The 16,491-nt window shown below is 70.9% G+C and carries 13 protein-coding genes; 8 read left to right on the top strand and 5 right to left on the bottom strand.

Annotation, left to right across the window (positions count from 1 at the left end; genetic code table 11):
- Positions 1-34 precede the first annotated feature (34 nt).
- Positions 35-832 (top strand): alpha/beta fold hydrolase, encoded by a 798-nt coding sequence (locus AC3E6M_RS10555; RefSeq protein WP_138177904.1) that lies wholly within the window; start codon positions 35-37, stop codon positions 830-832.
- A 7-nt stretch (positions 833-839) separates the two neighbouring features.
- Here the strand turns inward: AC3E6M_RS10555 and AC3E6M_RS10550 are convergent, their stop codons facing one another.
- The 3 genes from AC3E6M_RS10550 to AC3E6M_RS10540 form a co-directional block, all read right to left on the bottom strand.
- Positions 840-2,876: an ArnT family glycosyltransferase gene (locus AC3E6M_RS10550; RefSeq protein WP_490529847.1), complete on the bottom strand. Its 2,037-nt coding sequence runs from the start codon at positions 2,874-2,876 to the stop codon at positions 840-842.
- An 80-nt stretch (positions 2,877-2,956) separates the two neighbouring features.
- Positions 2,957-4,603, bottom strand: a complete 1,647-nt coding sequence (locus AC3E6M_RS10545; protein ID WP_490529846.1) for a cellulase family glycosylhydrolase — start codon at positions 4,601-4,603, stop codon at positions 2,957-2,959.
- Between the two features lie 65 nt (positions 4,604-4,668).
- Positions 4,669-6,324 (bottom strand): PucR family transcriptional regulator, encoded by a 1,656-nt coding sequence (locus tag AC3E6M_RS10540; RefSeq protein WP_490529845.1) that lies wholly within the window; start codon positions 6,322-6,324, stop codon positions 4,669-4,671.
- 100 nt (positions 6,325-6,424) lie between these two features.
- Between AC3E6M_RS10540 and AC3E6M_RS10535 the strand changes: the two genes are divergently transcribed.
- The 3 genes from AC3E6M_RS10535 to AC3E6M_RS10525 are packed head-to-tail and all read left to right on the top strand — an operon-like array spanning position 6,425 to position 10,722.
- The gene (locus AC3E6M_RS10535; protein WP_490529844.1) at positions 6,425-7,912 is read left to right on the top strand and encodes a CoA-acylating methylmalonate-semialdehyde dehydrogenase; all 1,488 of its coding nucleotides are present in this window, start codon (positions 6,425-6,427) and stop codon (positions 7,910-7,912) included.
- Between the two features lie 27 nt (positions 7,913-7,939).
- Positions 7,940-9,301, top strand: a complete 1,362-nt coding sequence (locus AC3E6M_RS10530) for an aspartate aminotransferase family protein (protein ID WP_490529843.1) — start codon at positions 7,940-7,942, stop codon at positions 9,299-9,301.
- Positions 9,298-10,722: an aminobutyraldehyde dehydrogenase gene (locus AC3E6M_RS10525; RefSeq protein WP_490529842.1), complete on the top strand. Its 1,425-nt coding sequence runs from the start codon at positions 9,298-9,300 to the stop codon at positions 10,720-10,722. The genes AC3E6M_RS10530 and AC3E6M_RS10525 overlap by 4 nt, the downstream gene beginning before the upstream one ends.
- 6 nt (positions 10,723-10,728) lie before the next feature.
- On the opposite strand, the gene AC3E6M_RS10520 is transcribed toward AC3E6M_RS10525, so the two are convergent.
- Both AC3E6M_RS10520 and AC3E6M_RS10515 read right to left on the bottom strand, forming a co-directional pair.
- Entirely contained in the window at positions 10,729-11,460 is a 732-nt protein-coding gene (locus AC3E6M_RS10520) for a HEAT repeat domain-containing protein (RefSeq protein WP_490529841.1), read from the bottom strand.
- Positions 11,453-12,352, bottom strand: coding sequence for an SDR family oxidoreductase (locus AC3E6M_RS10515; RefSeq protein ID WP_490529840.1), 900 nt, complete (start codon positions 12,350-12,352; stop codon positions 11,453-11,455). The genes AC3E6M_RS10520 and AC3E6M_RS10515 overlap by 8 nt, the downstream gene beginning before the upstream one ends.
- Positions 12,353-12,379: 27 nt before the next feature.
- On the opposite strand from AC3E6M_RS10515, the gene AC3E6M_RS10510 reads away from it, so the two are divergent.
- The 4 genes from AC3E6M_RS10510 (at position 12,380) to AC3E6M_RS10495 (ending at position 16,402) form a co-directional block, all read left to right on the top strand.
- Positions 12,380-12,829, top strand: a complete 450-nt coding sequence (locus AC3E6M_RS10510; RefSeq protein WP_490529839.1) for a MarR family winged helix-turn-helix transcriptional regulator — start codon at positions 12,380-12,382, stop codon at positions 12,827-12,829.
- A gap of 136 nt (positions 12,830-12,965) precedes the next feature.
- Positions 12,966-13,436 carry an Lrp/AsnC family transcriptional regulator gene (locus AC3E6M_RS10505; RefSeq protein WP_138177038.1) on the top strand — a complete coding sequence of 157 codons (471 nt, stop codon included), beginning with the start codon at positions 12,966-12,968 and terminating at the stop codon, positions 13,434-13,436.
- Positions 13,433-14,827, top strand: coding sequence for an aspartate aminotransferase family protein (locus AC3E6M_RS10500; RefSeq protein ID WP_490529838.1), 1,395 nt, complete (start codon positions 13,433-13,435; stop codon positions 14,825-14,827). Before AC3E6M_RS10505 ends, AC3E6M_RS10500 begins: the two co-directional genes overlap by 4 nt.
- Positions 14,828-15,046: 219 nt before the next feature.
- Positions 15,047-16,402, top strand: a complete 1,356-nt coding sequence (locus AC3E6M_RS10495) for an APC family permease (protein ID WP_138177043.1) — start codon at positions 15,047-15,049, stop codon at positions 16,400-16,402.
- Positions 16,403-16,491: the final 89 nt, after the last annotated feature.

Below are 16,491 nucleotides of genomic sequence, written 5' to 3'. Positions count from 1 at the left end.
GTCCGGCCCGCGCGACTGTGCCAGGATCGGCGGAATGGATGCCGTGCCCGCGCTCACCGAGGTCCCCGATCCGCAGTTCCTCATCGTGGGCGACAACGTGCGCCTCGCCACGTACACGTGGGGCGACCCCGAGGCTCCCACGGTGCTGTGCGTCCACGGCTTCGGGTCGAGCACCCGCGACAACTGGGTCAACACCGGCTGGGTGCGCGATCTGCTGCGGGCGGGGTTCCGCGTCCTCGCCGTCGATCAGCGCGGTCACGGCGCGAGCGACAAACCGCACGACGCCGCCGCGTACCGCATGAGCGCGCTCGTCTCGGACCTCGTCGCCGTTCTCGACACCTACCTGGTGGATCAGGTGCGCTACCTCGGCTACTCCCTCGGCGGCCGCGTCGGGTGGCAGCTCGCCGTCGACGCCCCCGAGCACGTCGAGCGCGCCGTGCTCGGTGGCATCCCGGACGGCCGGCCGCTCGCCCGGTTGCAGGTGGAGCAGGCCCGCGCGTTCCTCGATCGCGGGGAGCCGGTGCAGGATGCCACCACCCTGCGCTACGTCTCGCTCGCGGAACGCGTGCCGGGCAACGACCTGCGCGCGCTCGTCGCCATCGCCGAGGGCATGCGCCTGGGCGAAACCGACCCGGACCCCGCGTCGCCCCCGCTGCAGCCCGTGCTCATCGCCACCGGGACCGAGGACCCGATCCACGACCAGTCCGCGAACCTCGCGGGGCTGCTCCCCCGCGGCGAGTTCGTCGACATCCCGGGTCGGCACCACGTGAACGCCCCCGGAGCGCGCGCGTTCCGCGAGGCCGGGATCGCGTTCCTGTCGCGCGAGCTCTGACCGGCGTTCATCCGCAGACGTACACGGTGCTCGGTGCGTCCGCCGCCGTCGCGCAGTTCTGCTCCACCCACGCGCGGATCTGCGCCGAGACCGTGGAGGTCGAGGCCGTCCCCGCCCCCACGGCCGCGCCCCCGGGCCCGCCGACGCGGTCTTCTTCGCCGATGACGTAGCGGAGCTGTCCGGTCTCGACGAGCGAGACGAAGGTCTCCAGGGTCGGTGCGCCGTCGGTGCCGTTGAACCCGCCGATCGGGAGCACCGACGCGCCGCCCGAGGCCACGATGAGCTGCGCGGCGGTCTGCGCTCCGAACGCGGCGGCGAGATACGTCGTGTCGCCGCGGTGGGCCTCGAGCCAGGTCCGCAGTTCCGTGCTGTCGCCACCGAACCCGCCCGCCCCGCCGCCGGCAGCGCCGTTCCGGCCGCCGGTCGAGCCCGGTCCCGTCGCGCCGGCGGTGCCTCCCGCGCCCGGGAGACCCGCTCCGCCCGCTGCACCCGTCCCGGGAGCGGCGGCGCCGTTGGGGGCGCCGCCGGACATCCCCGGTCCTGCGGCGCCGTCGCCGCCGCGCCCGTCCATCGCCGCGACCCCGCGTCCGCCGGCCCCACCCGCTGCACCGAACCCGGACGCCATCTCGGACACTCCCCCGGCGACGGGATTGATCGCGTTCGGGTGCGCGATCGTGACGGCCGACCAGACGGTCGGGGTGAGCAGCAGGCCCACGACGAGCGCGACGCCGGTGACGAGCCGCGCGTGGTGACGCGACAGCAAGAGGGCGATCGCCCCGGCAGCCGCCGCGGCCTGCACGAGAGAGACCGGGATGCTGTACCCGCCGGTGGCGACGCCGATCGCGACCGCGGTCGCCGCCGCGACCCCGACGATCGCCACCGCGGGCCACACCTTTCCCCGGTGCCCGCTCCACGCCAGGGCGGTTGCGACGGCCAGCCCGAGGGGCACGGCGAGCGCCGCGGTGTAGAACTGGTGCATCCCGGCGACGACCGAGAACATCGCCGCGAAGGTGAGCGTCCACACGGTCAGCAGCACCGTGAGCGGTCGCGGGAACCGCAGCACCCACAGCACGATCAGGGCGACCACCGCGGCGGGGATCAGCCACGCGATCTGTCCCGCCAGCTGCGCGTTGAACAGACGCAACACCCCGGGGTCGCCCGAGAACGGCGGCGTGAAGGACTCGTAGGCCGAGCTGTCCGCCGTGGCGCTGAACCGTCCGAGTCCGTTGTAGCCGAACACCATCTCCCACGGATCGTCGCCGACCGTGCTCCCGATGTAGGGTCGGCTCCCCGACGGGATGAGGGCCACGATCGCCACCCACCACAGGGAGGCCGCCAGGCTCACCGCACCGGCGAGCGCGAGGTGCGCGAGCCGGCGCCCCCAGGACTGCGCCGTGCACAGGTAGGCCGCGGCGAGCGCGGGCCAGACCGCCCATGCTTCGAGCATGTAGAACTGGAACGACAGGCAGATCGCCGCGCCCGCGACCACCAGCCACCCGAGGCTCCGCGCCTGCACCGCCCGGACCGACGCCCACGCGGTGAGAGCGAGGCCGAGGACGAAGAAGGACTCCGGCTGGTTGGAGCGGGAGACCGCCACGAGGATCGGCGTCACCGCGACGATCGACCCGGCCAGCAGCCCCGCCCGGACGCCCGCGAGACGGCGGGCGGTCACGGCCGTGACGAGGGCGGCGGCGACGGCGGCGAGGGCGTTCGGCAGGATCACGGCCCACGCCGAGTACCCGAAGACCTTCACCGCGAGCGCCGGGATCCAGAACGACCCCGGGATCTTGTCGAGGGTCACCGTGCCGGCCGGGTCCATCGCGCCGAAGAAGAAGTTCGACCACGATTGGCTCATCGACACCGCGATCGCGGCGTAGTAGTCCGACGGCGTCCCGTCCCACACCTGCCAGGCCGTGAGAACGAGGGCGAGCGCGGCGATCACCGACAGGCCCCACGGCCACGCGCGTCTCCCCGGTCCCGTCCTCGTGGCGAGACGGGCGGGCCGGGCGGTCGGGGTCTGCGGGATGCTGAGCGTCGCGGTCACCGGCGCATCGTAGGCAGCCGATGACGAGCGGGCTCCGTGTGCGGCCTAGGGACGAGCTATGGATGCCGGGTCGCCGGCGCTCACGAGGCGGCGACGCTCACGTGCGGGGCGCTCGGAGCGGAGGGAGCGGCCATCTGGACGCCCACGCGCACCGTCTGTCCGGGGGCGAGCGAACCCGCCCACCCGGCACCGCGGCAGGTCACCGTCGACGAGCGGATGCCGCACTCCATGCCCCACGCGTTCGTCACCGCCGTGGCCCCGGGCGATTCCCAGGACACCGTCCACGCCCCCACCGTCCCGGTCGCGGTGACCGTCATTTCGGCGACGTATCCCTCGGCCCACGCGCTCTGCGGGATCCAGGTGGCCGTGATCGCGGCAGGCCCCGGGTTCGCGGGGGGCCGGGGCGCCGAGGACGCCGTCGGCGCGGGCGTCGGCTTCGGCGTCGCCGTCGGCTTCGACGTCGAGGTGGAGCTCGCCGTCGGTTTCGGCGTCGCGGTCGGCTTCGGCGTCGAGGTGGAGCTCGCCGTCGGTTTCGGCGTCACCGCGGGTCGGCGCGCCGGTGTCGGTTGCGGAACGGGCGTGAGGATGGGGCGCAGTGCCTGCAGCTTCGCGGTCTGCGGTGTGCGCCAGTCGTCGCCCACGAGACCGCCGGTGTCACCGCTGTTGGGGTTGAACGACCAGTAGGCGTAGCTGATCCCGCGTCGAGAGAGGTAGTCGACGAGGGCGGTCATCCAGCTCTTGTCGCTCGCCGTCTCGAGCTTCGTGCCGAATTCGCCGAGGAGCACGGGAGCGATGTTCTCCCTCGCGAGATAACCCCAGTTGGCATCCCATAACGCCTCGAGATTCGCGGGATACCGGGGATCGGAGAACCACGGCTGCGCGAATACCGTGGCGGGGTAGTCGTGCGGCGAGTACACGACACGGTTCTTCACGGAGAGCGTCACCGGCGCGCTGCGCACGTCTTTCAGCCCGCCGCCCCACCACGTGCCGGTGCCGTCCTGCTGACGCTCGACACCCTCGACGACGACGAGCAGGCGCGGGTTGACGGCGAGCACGGCGTTGCTGGCCCGGGTCGCCGCCGCACGCCAATCGCGCGCGGGGTCTCCGCAGTTCCAGCAGGCGGGCCCGTGCGGTTCGTTGTGCAGATCGACACCGATGACCGTGGAATCGTCCTTGTACCGCGCGGCGAGCATCGTCCAGTCGTCGATCCACCGCTTCTCGGAGTACTGCGCGGTGTACCAGAGCTCGCTCTGCGCCCCCGAGTCGGGGCGGTGACGGTCGAGGATCACCGAGAGCCCGTGCGCCTTCGCCCGAGCGATCACCCTGTCCATGAGCTCCAGGGGCGTCAGAGCGGAAAGCCCGGGGTTGGCGTTCGCGTCGATCGAGGTGGTCTGTTTCGCCGCCAGGCACTCGTTCGAGAACGGCAGTCGGATGGTCGTGAAACCCATCGCGGCGATGGTCGACAGCCCCTCATCGAGCGGGATCGTCCACAGACCGTGCGGGGCGCAGTTCGCGGTCTCCATCCCGAACCACGCGACGGCCTTGATCGTGTACGGCGTACCGGTGGCGGTGACGATCTGGGATCCCCGTGTCGAGAGCCAGCCCGGCAGACTCGCGGCGGACGCTGCCGGGGCGGTGATCGCGCCGACCAGCAGCAGGACGGCGACCGCGGTGAGCGCCGCCGCCCGAGTCCGCGCGCGACGCCACCATGCTCGACGCTCACCCATGTCCGTCCCTGCCCGTCCCGGTCATCGTAGCGGCCGGGCGGGGCCGTCGACCCCCGCGCCCGACGTCATCGGCGAGCGCCCGCTCCCGGCGACCGGTGGGCCCGGTGCACCACCAGGGCGAGGTGCAGGGCCGCCAGGACCTCACCGTCGTCGAGGTCGACTCCGAGCACCCGCTCGGCCAGGTCGAGCCGCTGGTAGAACACCGAGCGCGAGACGTGCGCCGCCGCCGCCGCGGCGGTGCGGTTGCCGGGGTGGGCGACGATCGCCGACAGGGCGGCCAGCAGGTCGCGGCGACGCGTGGGAGGGGAGGCCAGCACGGGAGCGAGCAGATCCTCTCCGTGTTCGAGGAGGCGGTGGTCGCCCCGGAGCGACGAGACGAAGCGGACGAGCGGATGCCGCACCACCCAGTGCACCGTCCCCTCGGGCAGATCCCCCACCTCGGCCAGGTCGAGGGCCTGTTCGAGCGAGTCGAGGAGACGCGGGACGGAGTCCTCCCCGGGCTCCCCCTCCACGCGGGGCCCGACCGACAGCCGGGGCGGCTGCCCCTCTCCGCGCAGCCGCGCGAGGAAACGGTCGGCGGCGGCACCCGCGAAGGTCGTCCCCGCCGGCACGGCCAAGAGGACCGGCATCCACCCCTCCGCGCGCTCGCCGGATCCCCGCGGGGTGCCGCACAGCGCACGCCCGCCGATCTCGGCCGCCGCGGCTTCGACGGCGTCCGGCGCCGCTCCGTCGAGAGCGAGGCCGAACAAGACCGCACCCGCGAGGTCGATCCGCGCAGCGCCCAGGAGCGCGGCCACCTCGGCGGTGGAGCCGTAGCGCCCGCCGAGCAGCGCGTCCATGAGGCGACGGCGACCGAGCCGGGCCCAGTCGTCGCCGTCGGGATCGGCGAGGCGTCCGAGCGCCAGGGCCGTCGCGCCCTGCTCGAGGACGGCCCGGCGTCCGGCCGGATGCGGCGGTCCGGCGAGGGCGACGAGCGTCGCCCAACGGATGCCGCGCGCCTCCACCGCGACGATCGAGCGTCCGTCGTCGCCATCGTCGGCGGATCGCCGTGAACGCTCCTGCCAGTCGTGCAGCACCGTGGGGTCGGCGTCCGCGAGGTCGGCCACGATCACCTCGTGAGCGAGCGATTCCAGTACGACCGGCGCCCGCAGGGTCTGCGCGAGACGCTCCACGACGTAGTCGGCGGGGGCACCGCGCAAGGCGAGCGAGGTGAAGAGCGTGCGCACCTCGTCGCGCGCGCGGAGCGCGGCGGTCTGATCGTCGATGATCCGCCGGTGCACCTCCTCGGTCACCGCGACGAACTTGATCTCGCGATGGAGCGCGATCAGCGCGAGACCGGAGGCCGCCGCGGCGTCGACGACGACGGCCGGAACGTAGCGGTAGTGGGCGCCGAGCTCGATGACGATCCCGACCAGCCCCGCGCGGACGAACTCCGCCACGAGGGCCCGCAAGTCGGCGGGGTCCTCGGGCCACGCCGACGCCGTGGTGAGCAGCAGCTCGCCGCCGTCGAGGAGCCGCGCCGCGCTCGCGCTGTCCGAGACGTGCACCCACCGCACGGGTGTCGCCAGCCCCTCCGCACCGACGAGCACTTCGGGGGCTCCCGCGGCCAGCGCGGGGGTGTCGAGCACCTCGGCGAGCGTCGGCAGGCCCCGGTCGAACACCGGGGTCGCGGCATCCGGACGATCTGTCCGGACTCTCCTGTCTTCGCGACGATCAGCCATGAGCGCTTCCCCCTTCTCGTGCCGCAGAATCGGCAGAGAACACCCTACGGCGGCGCCGGTCGATGTGTCCGGATGACCGCTGATTCCGAGGAGGATCCGCATGACCGTCATCCACCACCACGTCAACGGCGAAGCGACCGGCCGCGCGGAGCGCAGGGGCGACGTGTTCGATCCCGCCACGGGCGCGGTCCAGGCGCACGTCGTCTTCGCCACCACCGCCGAGGTCGATGAGGCGATCGCCGCCGCGAAGGCCGCGCTCCCCGCGTGGCGGGCGACGAGCCTCATCAAGCGCGCCGACGTCTTCTTCCGGCTGCGCCACCTTCTGGTGGAGCGCACCGACGAGCTCGCCGCGATCATCACCGCCGAGCACGGGAAGGTCCTCTCGGATGCCAAGGGCGAGATCAGCCGCGGCATCGAGAACGTCGAGTTCGCCGCGGGCCTCGTGCACCTGCTGAAGGGCGAGCACGCCGAGCAGGTCAGCCGCGGCGTCGACGTGCACTCCGTCAAGCAGCCGGTCGGTGTGGTCGCCGCGATCACCCCGTTCAACTTCCCCGTCATGGTGCCGCTGTGGATGACGGCCTCGGCGATCGCGTGCGGCAACACCGTCGTGCTGAAGCCGAGCGAGAAGGACCCCTCCGCGGCGATCTTCCTCGCCGAGCTCTACGAGGAGGCGGGATTGCCCGCCGGCGTCCTCAACGTCGTCCACGGCGACAAGGTGGCCGTCGACGCGCTGCTGGACTCCCCCGACGTCCGCGCGGTGAGCTTCGTCGGCTCGACCCCGATCGCGAAATCCATCTACTCGCGCGCCGCCGAGAACGGCAAGCGCGTGCAGGCCCTCGGCGGGGCCAAGAACCACATGGTCGTGATGCCCGACGCCGACCTCGACTCCGCCGCCGACGCCGCCGTCTCGGCCGCGTACGGTTCGGCCGGCGAGCGCTGCATGGCCGTCTCAGTGCTCGTGGCGGTCGGCGACGACGTCGCGGACGCTCTCGTCGAGAAGGTCGCGAGCCGCATCGCGGGTCTGAAGATCGGTCCCGGAACGGATGCCACGAGCGAGATGGGTCCGCTCATCACGCGCGAGCACCGCGACAAGGTCGCCTCGTACGTCACGGGTGCCGCAAGCGAGGGCGCCGAGGTCGTCGTGGACGGCACGACGCAGCAGTTCGAGGGCGACGGCTTCTTCATCGGCGTCTCACTCGTGGACCGTGTCGCCCCCGGGATGAAGGTGTACGACGACGAGATCTTCGGACCCGTCCTCTCGGTCGTCCGCGTGAAGAGCTACGACGAGGCCGTCGAACTCGTCAACTCCAGCCCGTTCGCCAACGGCACGGCCGTCTTCACACGCGACGGCGGCACCGCCCGGCAGTTCGAGTTCGACATCGAGGTGGGCATGGTGGGCGTGAACGTCCCGATCCCCGTCCCGGTCGGCGCGTTCTCGTTCGGCGGCTGGCGCAACTCGCTCTTCGGCGACTCGCACATCTACGGCCCCGAGTCGATCCACTTCTACACGCGCAGCAAGGTCGTCACGACCCGCTGGCCCGACCCGAGCGAGAGCCAGATCAGCCTCGGGTTCCCAAGCAACCACTGAGTCCGCGGCATCCGGAAAGGAACGATCATGACCCTCACCTCCCCCGACGTGACCGCCGAGGCGCAGGTCCGCGCCGACGACCGCGCGCACGTCTTCCACTCGTGGAGTGCTCAGGCGCTCATCGACCCGGTCCCCGTCGCCGGCGGTGAGGGCTCGACGTTCTGGGACCACCACGGCACCCGGTACCTCGACTTCTCGTCGCAACTGGTCAACCTCAACCTCGGGCACCAGCACCCCGATCTGGTCGCGGCGATCCAGCGGCAGGCGGGCGAGCTCGCCACGATCCAGCCCGCGATGGCCAACGGCACCCGGGGAGAACTCGCGCGGCTGATCTCCGAGGTCGCGCCCGAGGGCTTCTCGAAGGTGTTCTTCACCAACGGCGGAGCGGATGCCAACGAGAACGCGGTCCGCATGGCGCGCCTGGTCACCGGGAAGCGCAAGGTGCTCGCGATGTACCGCAGCTACCACGGCAACACCTCCACCGCGATCACGCTCACGGGCGACCCGCGCCGCTGGGCCAACGAGCCCGCGGATGCGTCGGTCGTGCACTTCTTCGGTCCGTACGCGTACCGGTCGGCCTTCCACTCGGCCTCCGAAGAAGAAGAGACCGCCCGCGCCCTCGAGCACCTCGAGCAGACGATCATCCTCGAGGGCGCCTCGACGATCGGGGCGATCATCCTCGAGACGGTCGTCGGCACGAACGGCGTGCTCGTCCCGCCGCCGGGCTACCTGCCGGGCGTGCGGGCGCTGTGCGACAAGTACGGGATCGTCTACATCGCGGACGAGGTCATGGTCGGCTTCGGCCGCATCGGCGAGTGGTTCGCCGTCGAGGCGTTCAACGTCACCCCCGACCTGATCACCTTCGCCAAGGGCGTGAACTCCGGCTACGTACCGCTGGGCGGAGTCGTGATCTCGGATGCCATCGCCAGCCATTTCGACACCGTGTCGTTCCCCGGCGGCCTGACGTACTCGGGTCACCCGCTCGCGTGCGCGCCCGGCATCGCGACGTTCGAGGTGTTCCGCCGCGACGGGGTCCTCGAGCGGGTGCGCGACCTCGGCGAGCGCGTCGTCGAGCCGCGTCTGCGCGAGATGGCAGAGAAGCACCCGTCGATCGGCGAGATCCGGGGGCGCGGGCTGTTCTGGGCGATCGAGCTCGTGCGCGACCGCGAGACGCGCGAACCCCTCGTGCCGTTCAACGCCGCCGGCGCGGACGCGGCGCCGATGGCCGCGTTCGCGGCGGCGTGCAAGAACGCCGGACTCTGGCCCTTCACGCACTTCAATCGCGTGCACGTCGCCCCGCCGCTGATCATCTCCGAAGAGGATCTCGTCCGCGGCCTCGACATCATCGACGAGGCCCTGTCCGTCGCCGACGAGGCGGCCGCCGCGTGAAGCTCCTGCAGAACGTCGTCGACGGCGTCTCCACGCCGTCGACGGGCGCGATGATCGACCTCGTCAGTCCCGTGACCGGCGAGGTGTACGGCCAGGTGCCGTGCTCGACGGCGGAAGAGGTGGATGCCGCGTTCGCCGCGGCATCCCGTGCCTTCGCGTCGTGGCGGCTGACGACCCCGGCCGCGCGCCAGCTCGCGCTCTTCCGCCTCGCCGACGCGCTCGCGACCCACGCCGAGGAATTCGCCGACCTCGAGTCCGAGGACACCGGGAAGCCGCGCGCGACGCTCGTCGCCGACGAGATCGACCAGTCGGTCGACCAGCTGCGCTTCTTCGCCGGCGCCGCGCGCGATCTCGACGGGCGGGCGGCGGCGGAGTACGCCGAGGGCTTCACGTCGTACGTCCGTCGCGAGCCGATCGGCGTGGTGGCGCAAGTGACGCCGTGGAACTACCCGCTCAACATGGCGATCTGGAAGATCGCGCCGGCGATCGCCGCGGGCAACACCGTGGTGCTCAAGCCCAGCGAGACCACGCCGCAGACGACCGTGCGGCTCGCGCAGCTCGCCGCCGAGATCCTGCCCCCCGGGGTGCTGAACGTCGTCCTCGGCGACCGCGAGACCGGGCGCGCGCTCGTGGAGCACCCGACGCCGCAGCTCGTCGCGATCACCGGTTCGGTGCGCGCGGGTATGCAGGTCGCCGAGTCCGCGGCGCGGCAGGTCAAGCGCGTGCACCTCGAGCTCGGCGGCAAGGCGCCCGCGATCGTCTTTCCGGATGCCGACCTGGATGCCGCGGCATCCGGGATCGCCCAGGCGGCGTTCTTCAACGCGGGGCAGGACTGCACGGCCGCGACCCGCGTCCTTGTGCACGCGTCGCTCCACGACGCCTTCGTCGAGCGCCTGGTGGCGTACGTCGAGGAGCACGTGCGCACCGGCTCTCCCGACGACCCCGCGGCGTTCTTCGGGCCGGTCAACAACGCCGACCAGCTCGCCCGCGTCCAGGGATTCGTCGACCGTCTCCCGGCACACGCGCGTGTGGCGACCGGCGGATACCGCGTCGGCGACACCGGCTGCTTCTTCGCGCCCACGATCGTCACGGGGCTCCGCCAGGACGACGAACTGGTTCAGCAGGAGGTGTTCGGTCCGGTCCTCGCGGTGCAGGGGTTCGACGACGACGCCGAGGCGCTCGAGATGGCGAACGGCGTGCCGTACGCACTCGCGGCATCCGTCTGGACCCGCGAACACGGCCGCGCGCTGCGCTTCAGCCGCGACCTCGACTTCGGGTGCGTGTGGATCAACGCCCACATCCCGTTCGTGTCGGACATGCCGCACGGCGGGTTCAAGCACTCGGGGTACGGCAAGGACCTCTCGGTCTACGGCTTCGAGGACTACACGCGCATCAAGCACGTGATGTCGAGCCTGGCCTGACGCGGCTCAGGCGCCGGGCGTGCCCGTCTCCTCGGGGGCGTCCGGCGTCGGCTGCTCCGTGTCCGAGCCCGGGCCTGCGGCCGGTGCCGACGGCGCGTGGCGCTCGGCGTTCACGCGCCGCGCGTGGTCGACGGCGCCCTCGAAGCCGGCATCCGGATCGTCCATCAGGGCGCGCGTGGCGAGAGCGTGCACGCGTACGGCCTCGTCAGCGGACTCCGCCGCGGCGCCGATCGCGCCACCCGCCTCTTCGCCGATCATGACGAACGCGCGGCTGAGGCTGCGGCGCGTCTCGATGTCGCCCTGGCCGAGGTGTCGCACCAGCTCGTCGGCGAGGGCGGCCCGCTCGGCATCCGGCACGAGCCCGGCCGCAGCCCGCCAGGCGGCGCGCGCGACGGCGGTCTCCTCGTCGTGCAGGAGAGCGGGCGTGATCGCCGACCACGTGGCCGGGTCGCCGATCTTCGACAGCGTGTGCAGGCCCTGGCTGCGGGCCTGGGGGAACGGGGAGGCCAGCTCGGGCAGGATCGCGTCGACGACGCGCGCGCGATCGTGCCGCGTCAGCGCCCACGTGAGCATGTCGCGGACGAAGAAGTCCGGTTCGACGGCGCACCGGGCAACCAGCACGTCGATGAACGCGTCGTTCGGGCGGGTCCCGGCATCCATCGCCGCGCGCAGGCGCAGCGAAGCGTCGTCCCTGTCCAGGGCGGCGCGCAAACCCGCCGTGATGTCACCCTCAGCCATCGCGGCCCTCCTGTTCATCGCCCCGCCCAGCTTGACACCCGCCAGGAGGATGGGCTCCGCCCGGCATCTCTCCATCCGCCCTCCGGTGGACAGCGGAACCCGCTCGAGCGGCCGCCTCCGGGTACCGTGCGACGGCGAATCGGCTGGCGGAGGTCTGGAACAGTTCGCGCTGCAGGTCCAGGAGAGAGCGGAAGGTGTCGGACGCGGTGAAACCGAACCCGACCTCATCGTGATTGCCGTCCAGGAGAGGGAACACGGTGTCGCAGAACTCGTCGACGTCGGCACCGTGGCGATCCCTCTCACCGGCCAGAGCGGTTGCGACGGCCGGCGGGATGAGTTCCGTGACCTCGATCCTGGTGTCGGCCAGCGCCCATCGGAGATTCACCGTGTAGCTGTGCAGCGCGGCCTTGGCTGCGCTGTACACCGGCGCGAACGTCTGCGGCATGTACGCACCCCCGGACGTCACGTCGACGATGAGCGCGTCACGTCCGCCGTCGAGCACGCGAGGGATGAGCAGCCGGTTCAGGTGAATCGGACCGTCGAGGAGGATCTCGATCTCGCCCCGGGATCCGCTCCACGGCCCGTCGTCGCCGGCGAGCGGCACGCGGCGCTGCACGCCGGCATTGTTGATGATCGTGTCCAGTTCGGGCATCGTCGAGCCGATCCGGGCCGCGAGGGCTTCCCGCTCTTCCGGCGATCCGATGTCGTTCACGAAGGTCTCGAGCCCGGGAATGCTCGCGGATGCGGCCTTCAGCCGGTCCTCTCGCCTCCCCGTCACGATGACGCGATCACCACGTTCGATGTAACGGCGAGCAAGCCCCAACCCGATACCGTCGCTGCCGCCGGTGATGAGTACGGCGTGACGTTGAGTCGAATACCCTGATGTTGTCATGTACACATAGTAAGGACGGACGTTTCCATGTCAACATCACTGAGTGCCGCAGAGAACCTGCAGTGGGAAGCGTGGAAGCATGCGCAAGCCGCCGTGAACGAAGCAGTCGAGCAGGCGATCGAGTCCGCGTCCGGTCTCTCCGGTCCGGATTTCGCGGTGCTCTCGCGAGTGGTCGAGCTGGGTGACGGCACGCTCGGACAGAACCAGCTCGCCGCCTCATTGGGCTGGGATCGGAGCCGACTCTCTCGACAGCTGACCCGGATGGCTGCGCGGGGCCTTCTCGTGAGCACGGCGACGTCGGGGGGCGCTGCCCGCCGACAGATCGTCGCGACGAATGACGGTCGCGACAGGGTGCGCCGGGCTCGGCCGGCGCACGCTCGGGCGGTTCGCGTTGCCCTTCTCGAACCCTCGGCGACGGCGGCCGACTTCTGGGCCGGCGTCGAGGCCCTCTCGCACGGGCGCGACGAGGGGCGCTGACGCGCGAGCGAGGCCCGAGGAGTACGACTGCGGCCCCGGCTACCCACGGAACGACGGTTTCCGCGTTGTTACGGCTGAATAAGACTCGATTTCACCATTGAGTAACCGGTGATTGCGCTGATACCGTCGCCCCATCATGAGCATCTCCGCGGAACGACGTCCGGTCCTCGACAGCGTGTCCAAGGCCATCGTTGAGCAGCTGCAGGAGGACGGCCGCCGTTCGTACGCCGAGATCGGCAAGGCCGTGGGTCTCAGCGAGACCGCCACCCGGCAGCGGGTGCAGAAGCTGCAGGACGCAGGTGTCCTGCAGATCGTGGCGGTCACCGACCCACTGCAGCTCGGCTTCGCCCGCCAAGCGATGATCGGCGTCCGGGTGTCCGGCGACACCCGGGTGGTCGCCGCCGAGATGGCGGAACTCCCCGGTGTGACGTACGTCGTCTCGACCGCCGGTTCCTTCGACCTGCTCGTCGAGGTCGTGTGCGAAAGCGACGACGACCTCATCGATCTGCTCAACGACCGCATCCGCTCGCTCCCCGACGTGGTGGCGACCGAGACGTTCGTGTACTTGAAACTCCACCGACAGCTCTACAACTGGGGAACGCGATGACGCTTCACGAAATCGACCAGCAGTCCGACCTCCAGGCCAAGGCCCGCGACCACCTGTGGATGCACTTCGCGCGTCAGTCGGTCATGACCGATGGCCCCGGCGTCCCGATCATCGTCAAGGGCGAGGGCCACCACATCTGGGATGCCGCGGGCAAGCGCTACATCGACGGCCTCGCCGGCCTCTTCGTGGTCAACGCCGGCCACGGACGCCGCCGGATCGCGCAGGCGGCGGCGAAGCAGGCCGAGGAACTGGCGTTCTTCCCCCTGTGGTCCTACGCCCACCCCGCGGCCATCGAGCTCGCCGACCGCCTCGCGCACCTGGCCCCCGGCGACCTCAACCACGTTTTCTTCTCCACCGGCGGCGGCGAGGCGGTCGAGACGGCCTTCAAGCTCGCCAAGCAGTATTGGAAGACGCAGGGCAAGCCCACCAAGCACAAGGTGATCTCGCGCGCGATCGCCTACCACGGCACCACCCAGGGCGCCCTCGCCATCACGGGGCTCCCCGTGATGAAGCACATGTTCGAGCCGGTCACCCCCGGCGGCTTCCGCGTTCCGAACACGAACTACTACCGCGCCGCGGAATCCGGATTCGGCGGCGGTACGCCCGAGGAGTTCGGCCTGTGGGCCGCCGACCGCATCGAGCAGATGATCCAGTTCGAGGGCCCCGAGACGGTCGCCGCGGTCTTCCTCGAGCCGGTGCAGAACGCCGGCGGCTGCTTCCCCGCGCCGGCGGGGTACTTCCAGCGGGTGCGCGAGATCTGCGACAAGTACGACGTGCTCCTCGTCAGCGACGAGGTCATCTGCGCCTTCGGGCGCCTCGGGTACTACTTCGGCGCCGAGGCGTACTCGTACCAGCCCGACATGATCACGTTCGCCAAGGCCGTCACCAGCGGCTACTCGCCCCTCGGCGGCACGATCATCAGCGACCGGGTGTACGAGCCGTTCGCCCACGGCGACGCGTCGTTCCCGCACGGCTACACCTTCGGCGGGCACCCCGTCTCCAGCGCGGTGGCGATGGAGAACCTCGATGTCTTCGAAGAGGAGGGACTGCTGCAGAACGTGCGCACGAACTCCCCCGTCTTCCGCTCCACTCTGGAGAAGCTGCTCGATCTCCCCATCGTCGGCGACGTCCGCGGCGACGGCTACTTCTTCGGCATCGAGCTGGTGAAGGACAAGACGACGAAGGAGACCTTCGACGACGACGAGTCCGAGCGGCTCCTGCGCGGATTCCTGTCCAAGGCGCTGTACGACGCCGGGCTCTATTGCCGCGCCGACGACCGGGGCGACCCCGTCATCCAGATCGCCCCGCCCCTGACCATCGGTCCGTCCGAATTCGACGAGATCGAACAGATCCTGCGTTCCGTCCTCACCGAGGCCTGGACGCGCCTCTGACGGCGTTCGAGCGGACGCCGCCCCGACCCCGGCGGCATCCGCTCCTCCGCCACCCGCTCCGATCCCGAGCGGTGCACTGATGCTCTACCCGACACCATCCGTTCGGTCGCCATCGCCGATCGCGACCCGCACCCTCTAGGAGAAGCCACGAACGAGAACACCCGCGCCACTGCGGCGCCCGCGTCCGGTTCGGGCGCCAGACTCGCCCGCACCCTCGGCCTGTGGTCGATCGTGGGTCTCGGCCTGGGCTACATGACCCCGACCGTCATCTTCGACACCTTCGGCCTCGTCGCCGAGAAGACCAACAACGTCGTCCCCGCCGCCTACGCCATCGCCCTCGTCGTGCTCGTGTTCACCGCGATCAGCTACGGAAAGATGGTCCGCGTCATCCCGAGCGCCGGGTCGGCCTACACCTACGCCCGCGAATCCATCCACCCCGGCGTCGGCTTCGTCGTCGGATGGACGGCGCTGATCGACTACATGCTGCTGCCGATGGTGAACGCCCTCATCCTCCGCAGCTACATGGAGGCGCTCTTCCCCGACATCCCCGGCTGGGTGTGGGTGGTCGTCTTCACGGCCGGCGTCACCGGCGTCATCTACTTGACGATGCGCGGCACCTCCAACGTCAACATGATCCTGCTGGTGTTCTCGATCCTCGTCATGGCGGTCTTCGTCGTCATGGTGGTCGTGCAGCTCGTCGGCGGAGCAGGGGCCGGTACTGCCGTGTCGCTGGCTCCCTTCGTCCACAGCGACGTGCAGTTCGGCGCCGTGCTGGCCGGTGCGACCGTGGTCTGCTTCTCGTTCATCGGCTTCGACGCGGTGTCGATGTACTCGGAAGAGGCCAAGACGCCCAAGATCATGCCCCGTGCGATCCTGCTCACGCTCGTGGCCGGCGGCCTCATCTTCCTCATCGCCGCCTACGTCACGCAGCTGCGCTTCCCCGACTCCACCGCCTTCCCGCCCGAGGCCATCGAGGACAGCACCCTGCCCGAGATCGGCGTCCAGGTCGGCGGCCCCGTGCTCCAGGCCGTGCTCACAGCGGCCGGCTTCGCGGCGACCCTCGCGTCGTGGCTCGCCTCGCACGCGTCGGTCTCGCGCATGCTCATGGTGATGGGACGCAACAACGTCCTGCCGCGGCGGGTCTTCGGATTCATCAACCCGAAGACGCACACCCCGACGATCTCGATCGTCATCGTGGGGCTCGTGAGCCTGCTCGCGATCTCGTTCACGCTCGAGCAGATCGCCGCGTACATCAACTACGGCGCGCTCGTGGCCTTCACGTTCGTGAACATCTCGGTCATCGCCTGGTTCGCGATCCGCCGGGGGCTGCGAAAGACGCCGGGCGACATCTTCCGGTACATCGTGATGCCCGGGATCGGCATGCTGCTCACGGGTCTGCTCTGGGTGAACCTCGACGGGCACGCGCTCGTCGGGGGGCTCATCTGGACCGCGATCGGCGTGGTCTACCTCGTGGTCCTCACCCGCGGCTTCAAGAAGCCCATCGCCTCGTTCGACGAGAACCAGCCCGTCACGGGCGTCAACAAGACCGTCCCGGGCCCGCGCTCGGAGATCTGACCGCACCGCCTCGGCCGCGGCATCCCTCTCCTGCACGGGAGGGATGCCGCGGTCTTCGCGTTGCGCCGACGGTCGCCCGGGCCGAACTC

Source organism: Microbacterium sp. SCPM-O-B-15248 (M128), assembly GCF_058214835.1.
The sequence above is the reverse complement of the archived record's forward strand: the minus strand, read 5'-3'. Positions and strand labels throughout refer to the sequence as shown.

What these genes read in the sequence shown, in the direction of transcription:
- AC3E6M_RS10555 (WP_138177904.1), top strand. Translation starts at nt 35, where the DNA reads ATGGATGCCGTGCCCGCGCTCACCGAGGTCCCCGATCCGCAGTTCCTC.
- AC3E6M_RS10545 (WP_490529846.1), bottom strand. Translation starts at nt 4,603, where the DNA reads ATGGGTGAGCGTCGAGCATGGTGGCGTCGCGCGCGGACTCGGGCGGCG.
- AC3E6M_RS10540 (WP_490529845.1), bottom strand. Translation starts at nt 6,324, where the DNA reads ATGGCTGATCGTCGCGAAGACAGGAGAGTCCGGACAGATCGTCCGGAT.
- AC3E6M_RS10535 (WP_490529844.1), top strand. Translation starts at nt 6,425, where the DNA reads ATGACCGTCATCCACCACCACGTCAACGGCGAAGCGACCGGCCGCGCG.
- AC3E6M_RS10530 (WP_490529843.1), top strand. Translation starts at nt 7,940, where the DNA reads ATGACCCTCACCTCCCCCGACGTGACCGCCGAGGCGCAGGTCCGCGCC.
- AC3E6M_RS10520 (WP_490529841.1), bottom strand. Translation starts at nt 11,460, where the DNA reads ATGGCTGAGGGTGACATCACGGCGGGTTTGCGCGCCGCCCTGGACAGG.
- AC3E6M_RS10515 (WP_490529840.1), bottom strand. Translation starts at nt 12,352, where the DNA reads ATGACAACATCAGGGTATTCGACTCAACGTCACGCCGTACTCATCACC.
- AC3E6M_RS10510 (WP_490529839.1), top strand. Translation starts at nt 12,380, where the DNA reads ATGTCAACATCACTGAGTGCCGCAGAGAACCTGCAGTGGGAAGCGTGG.
- AC3E6M_RS10505 (WP_138177038.1), top strand. Translation starts at nt 12,966, where the DNA reads ATGAGCATCTCCGCGGAACGACGTCCGGTCCTCGACAGCGTGTCCAAG.
- AC3E6M_RS10500 (WP_490529838.1), top strand. Translation starts at nt 13,433, where the DNA reads ATGACGCTTCACGAAATCGACCAGCAGTCCGACCTCCAGGCCAAGGCC.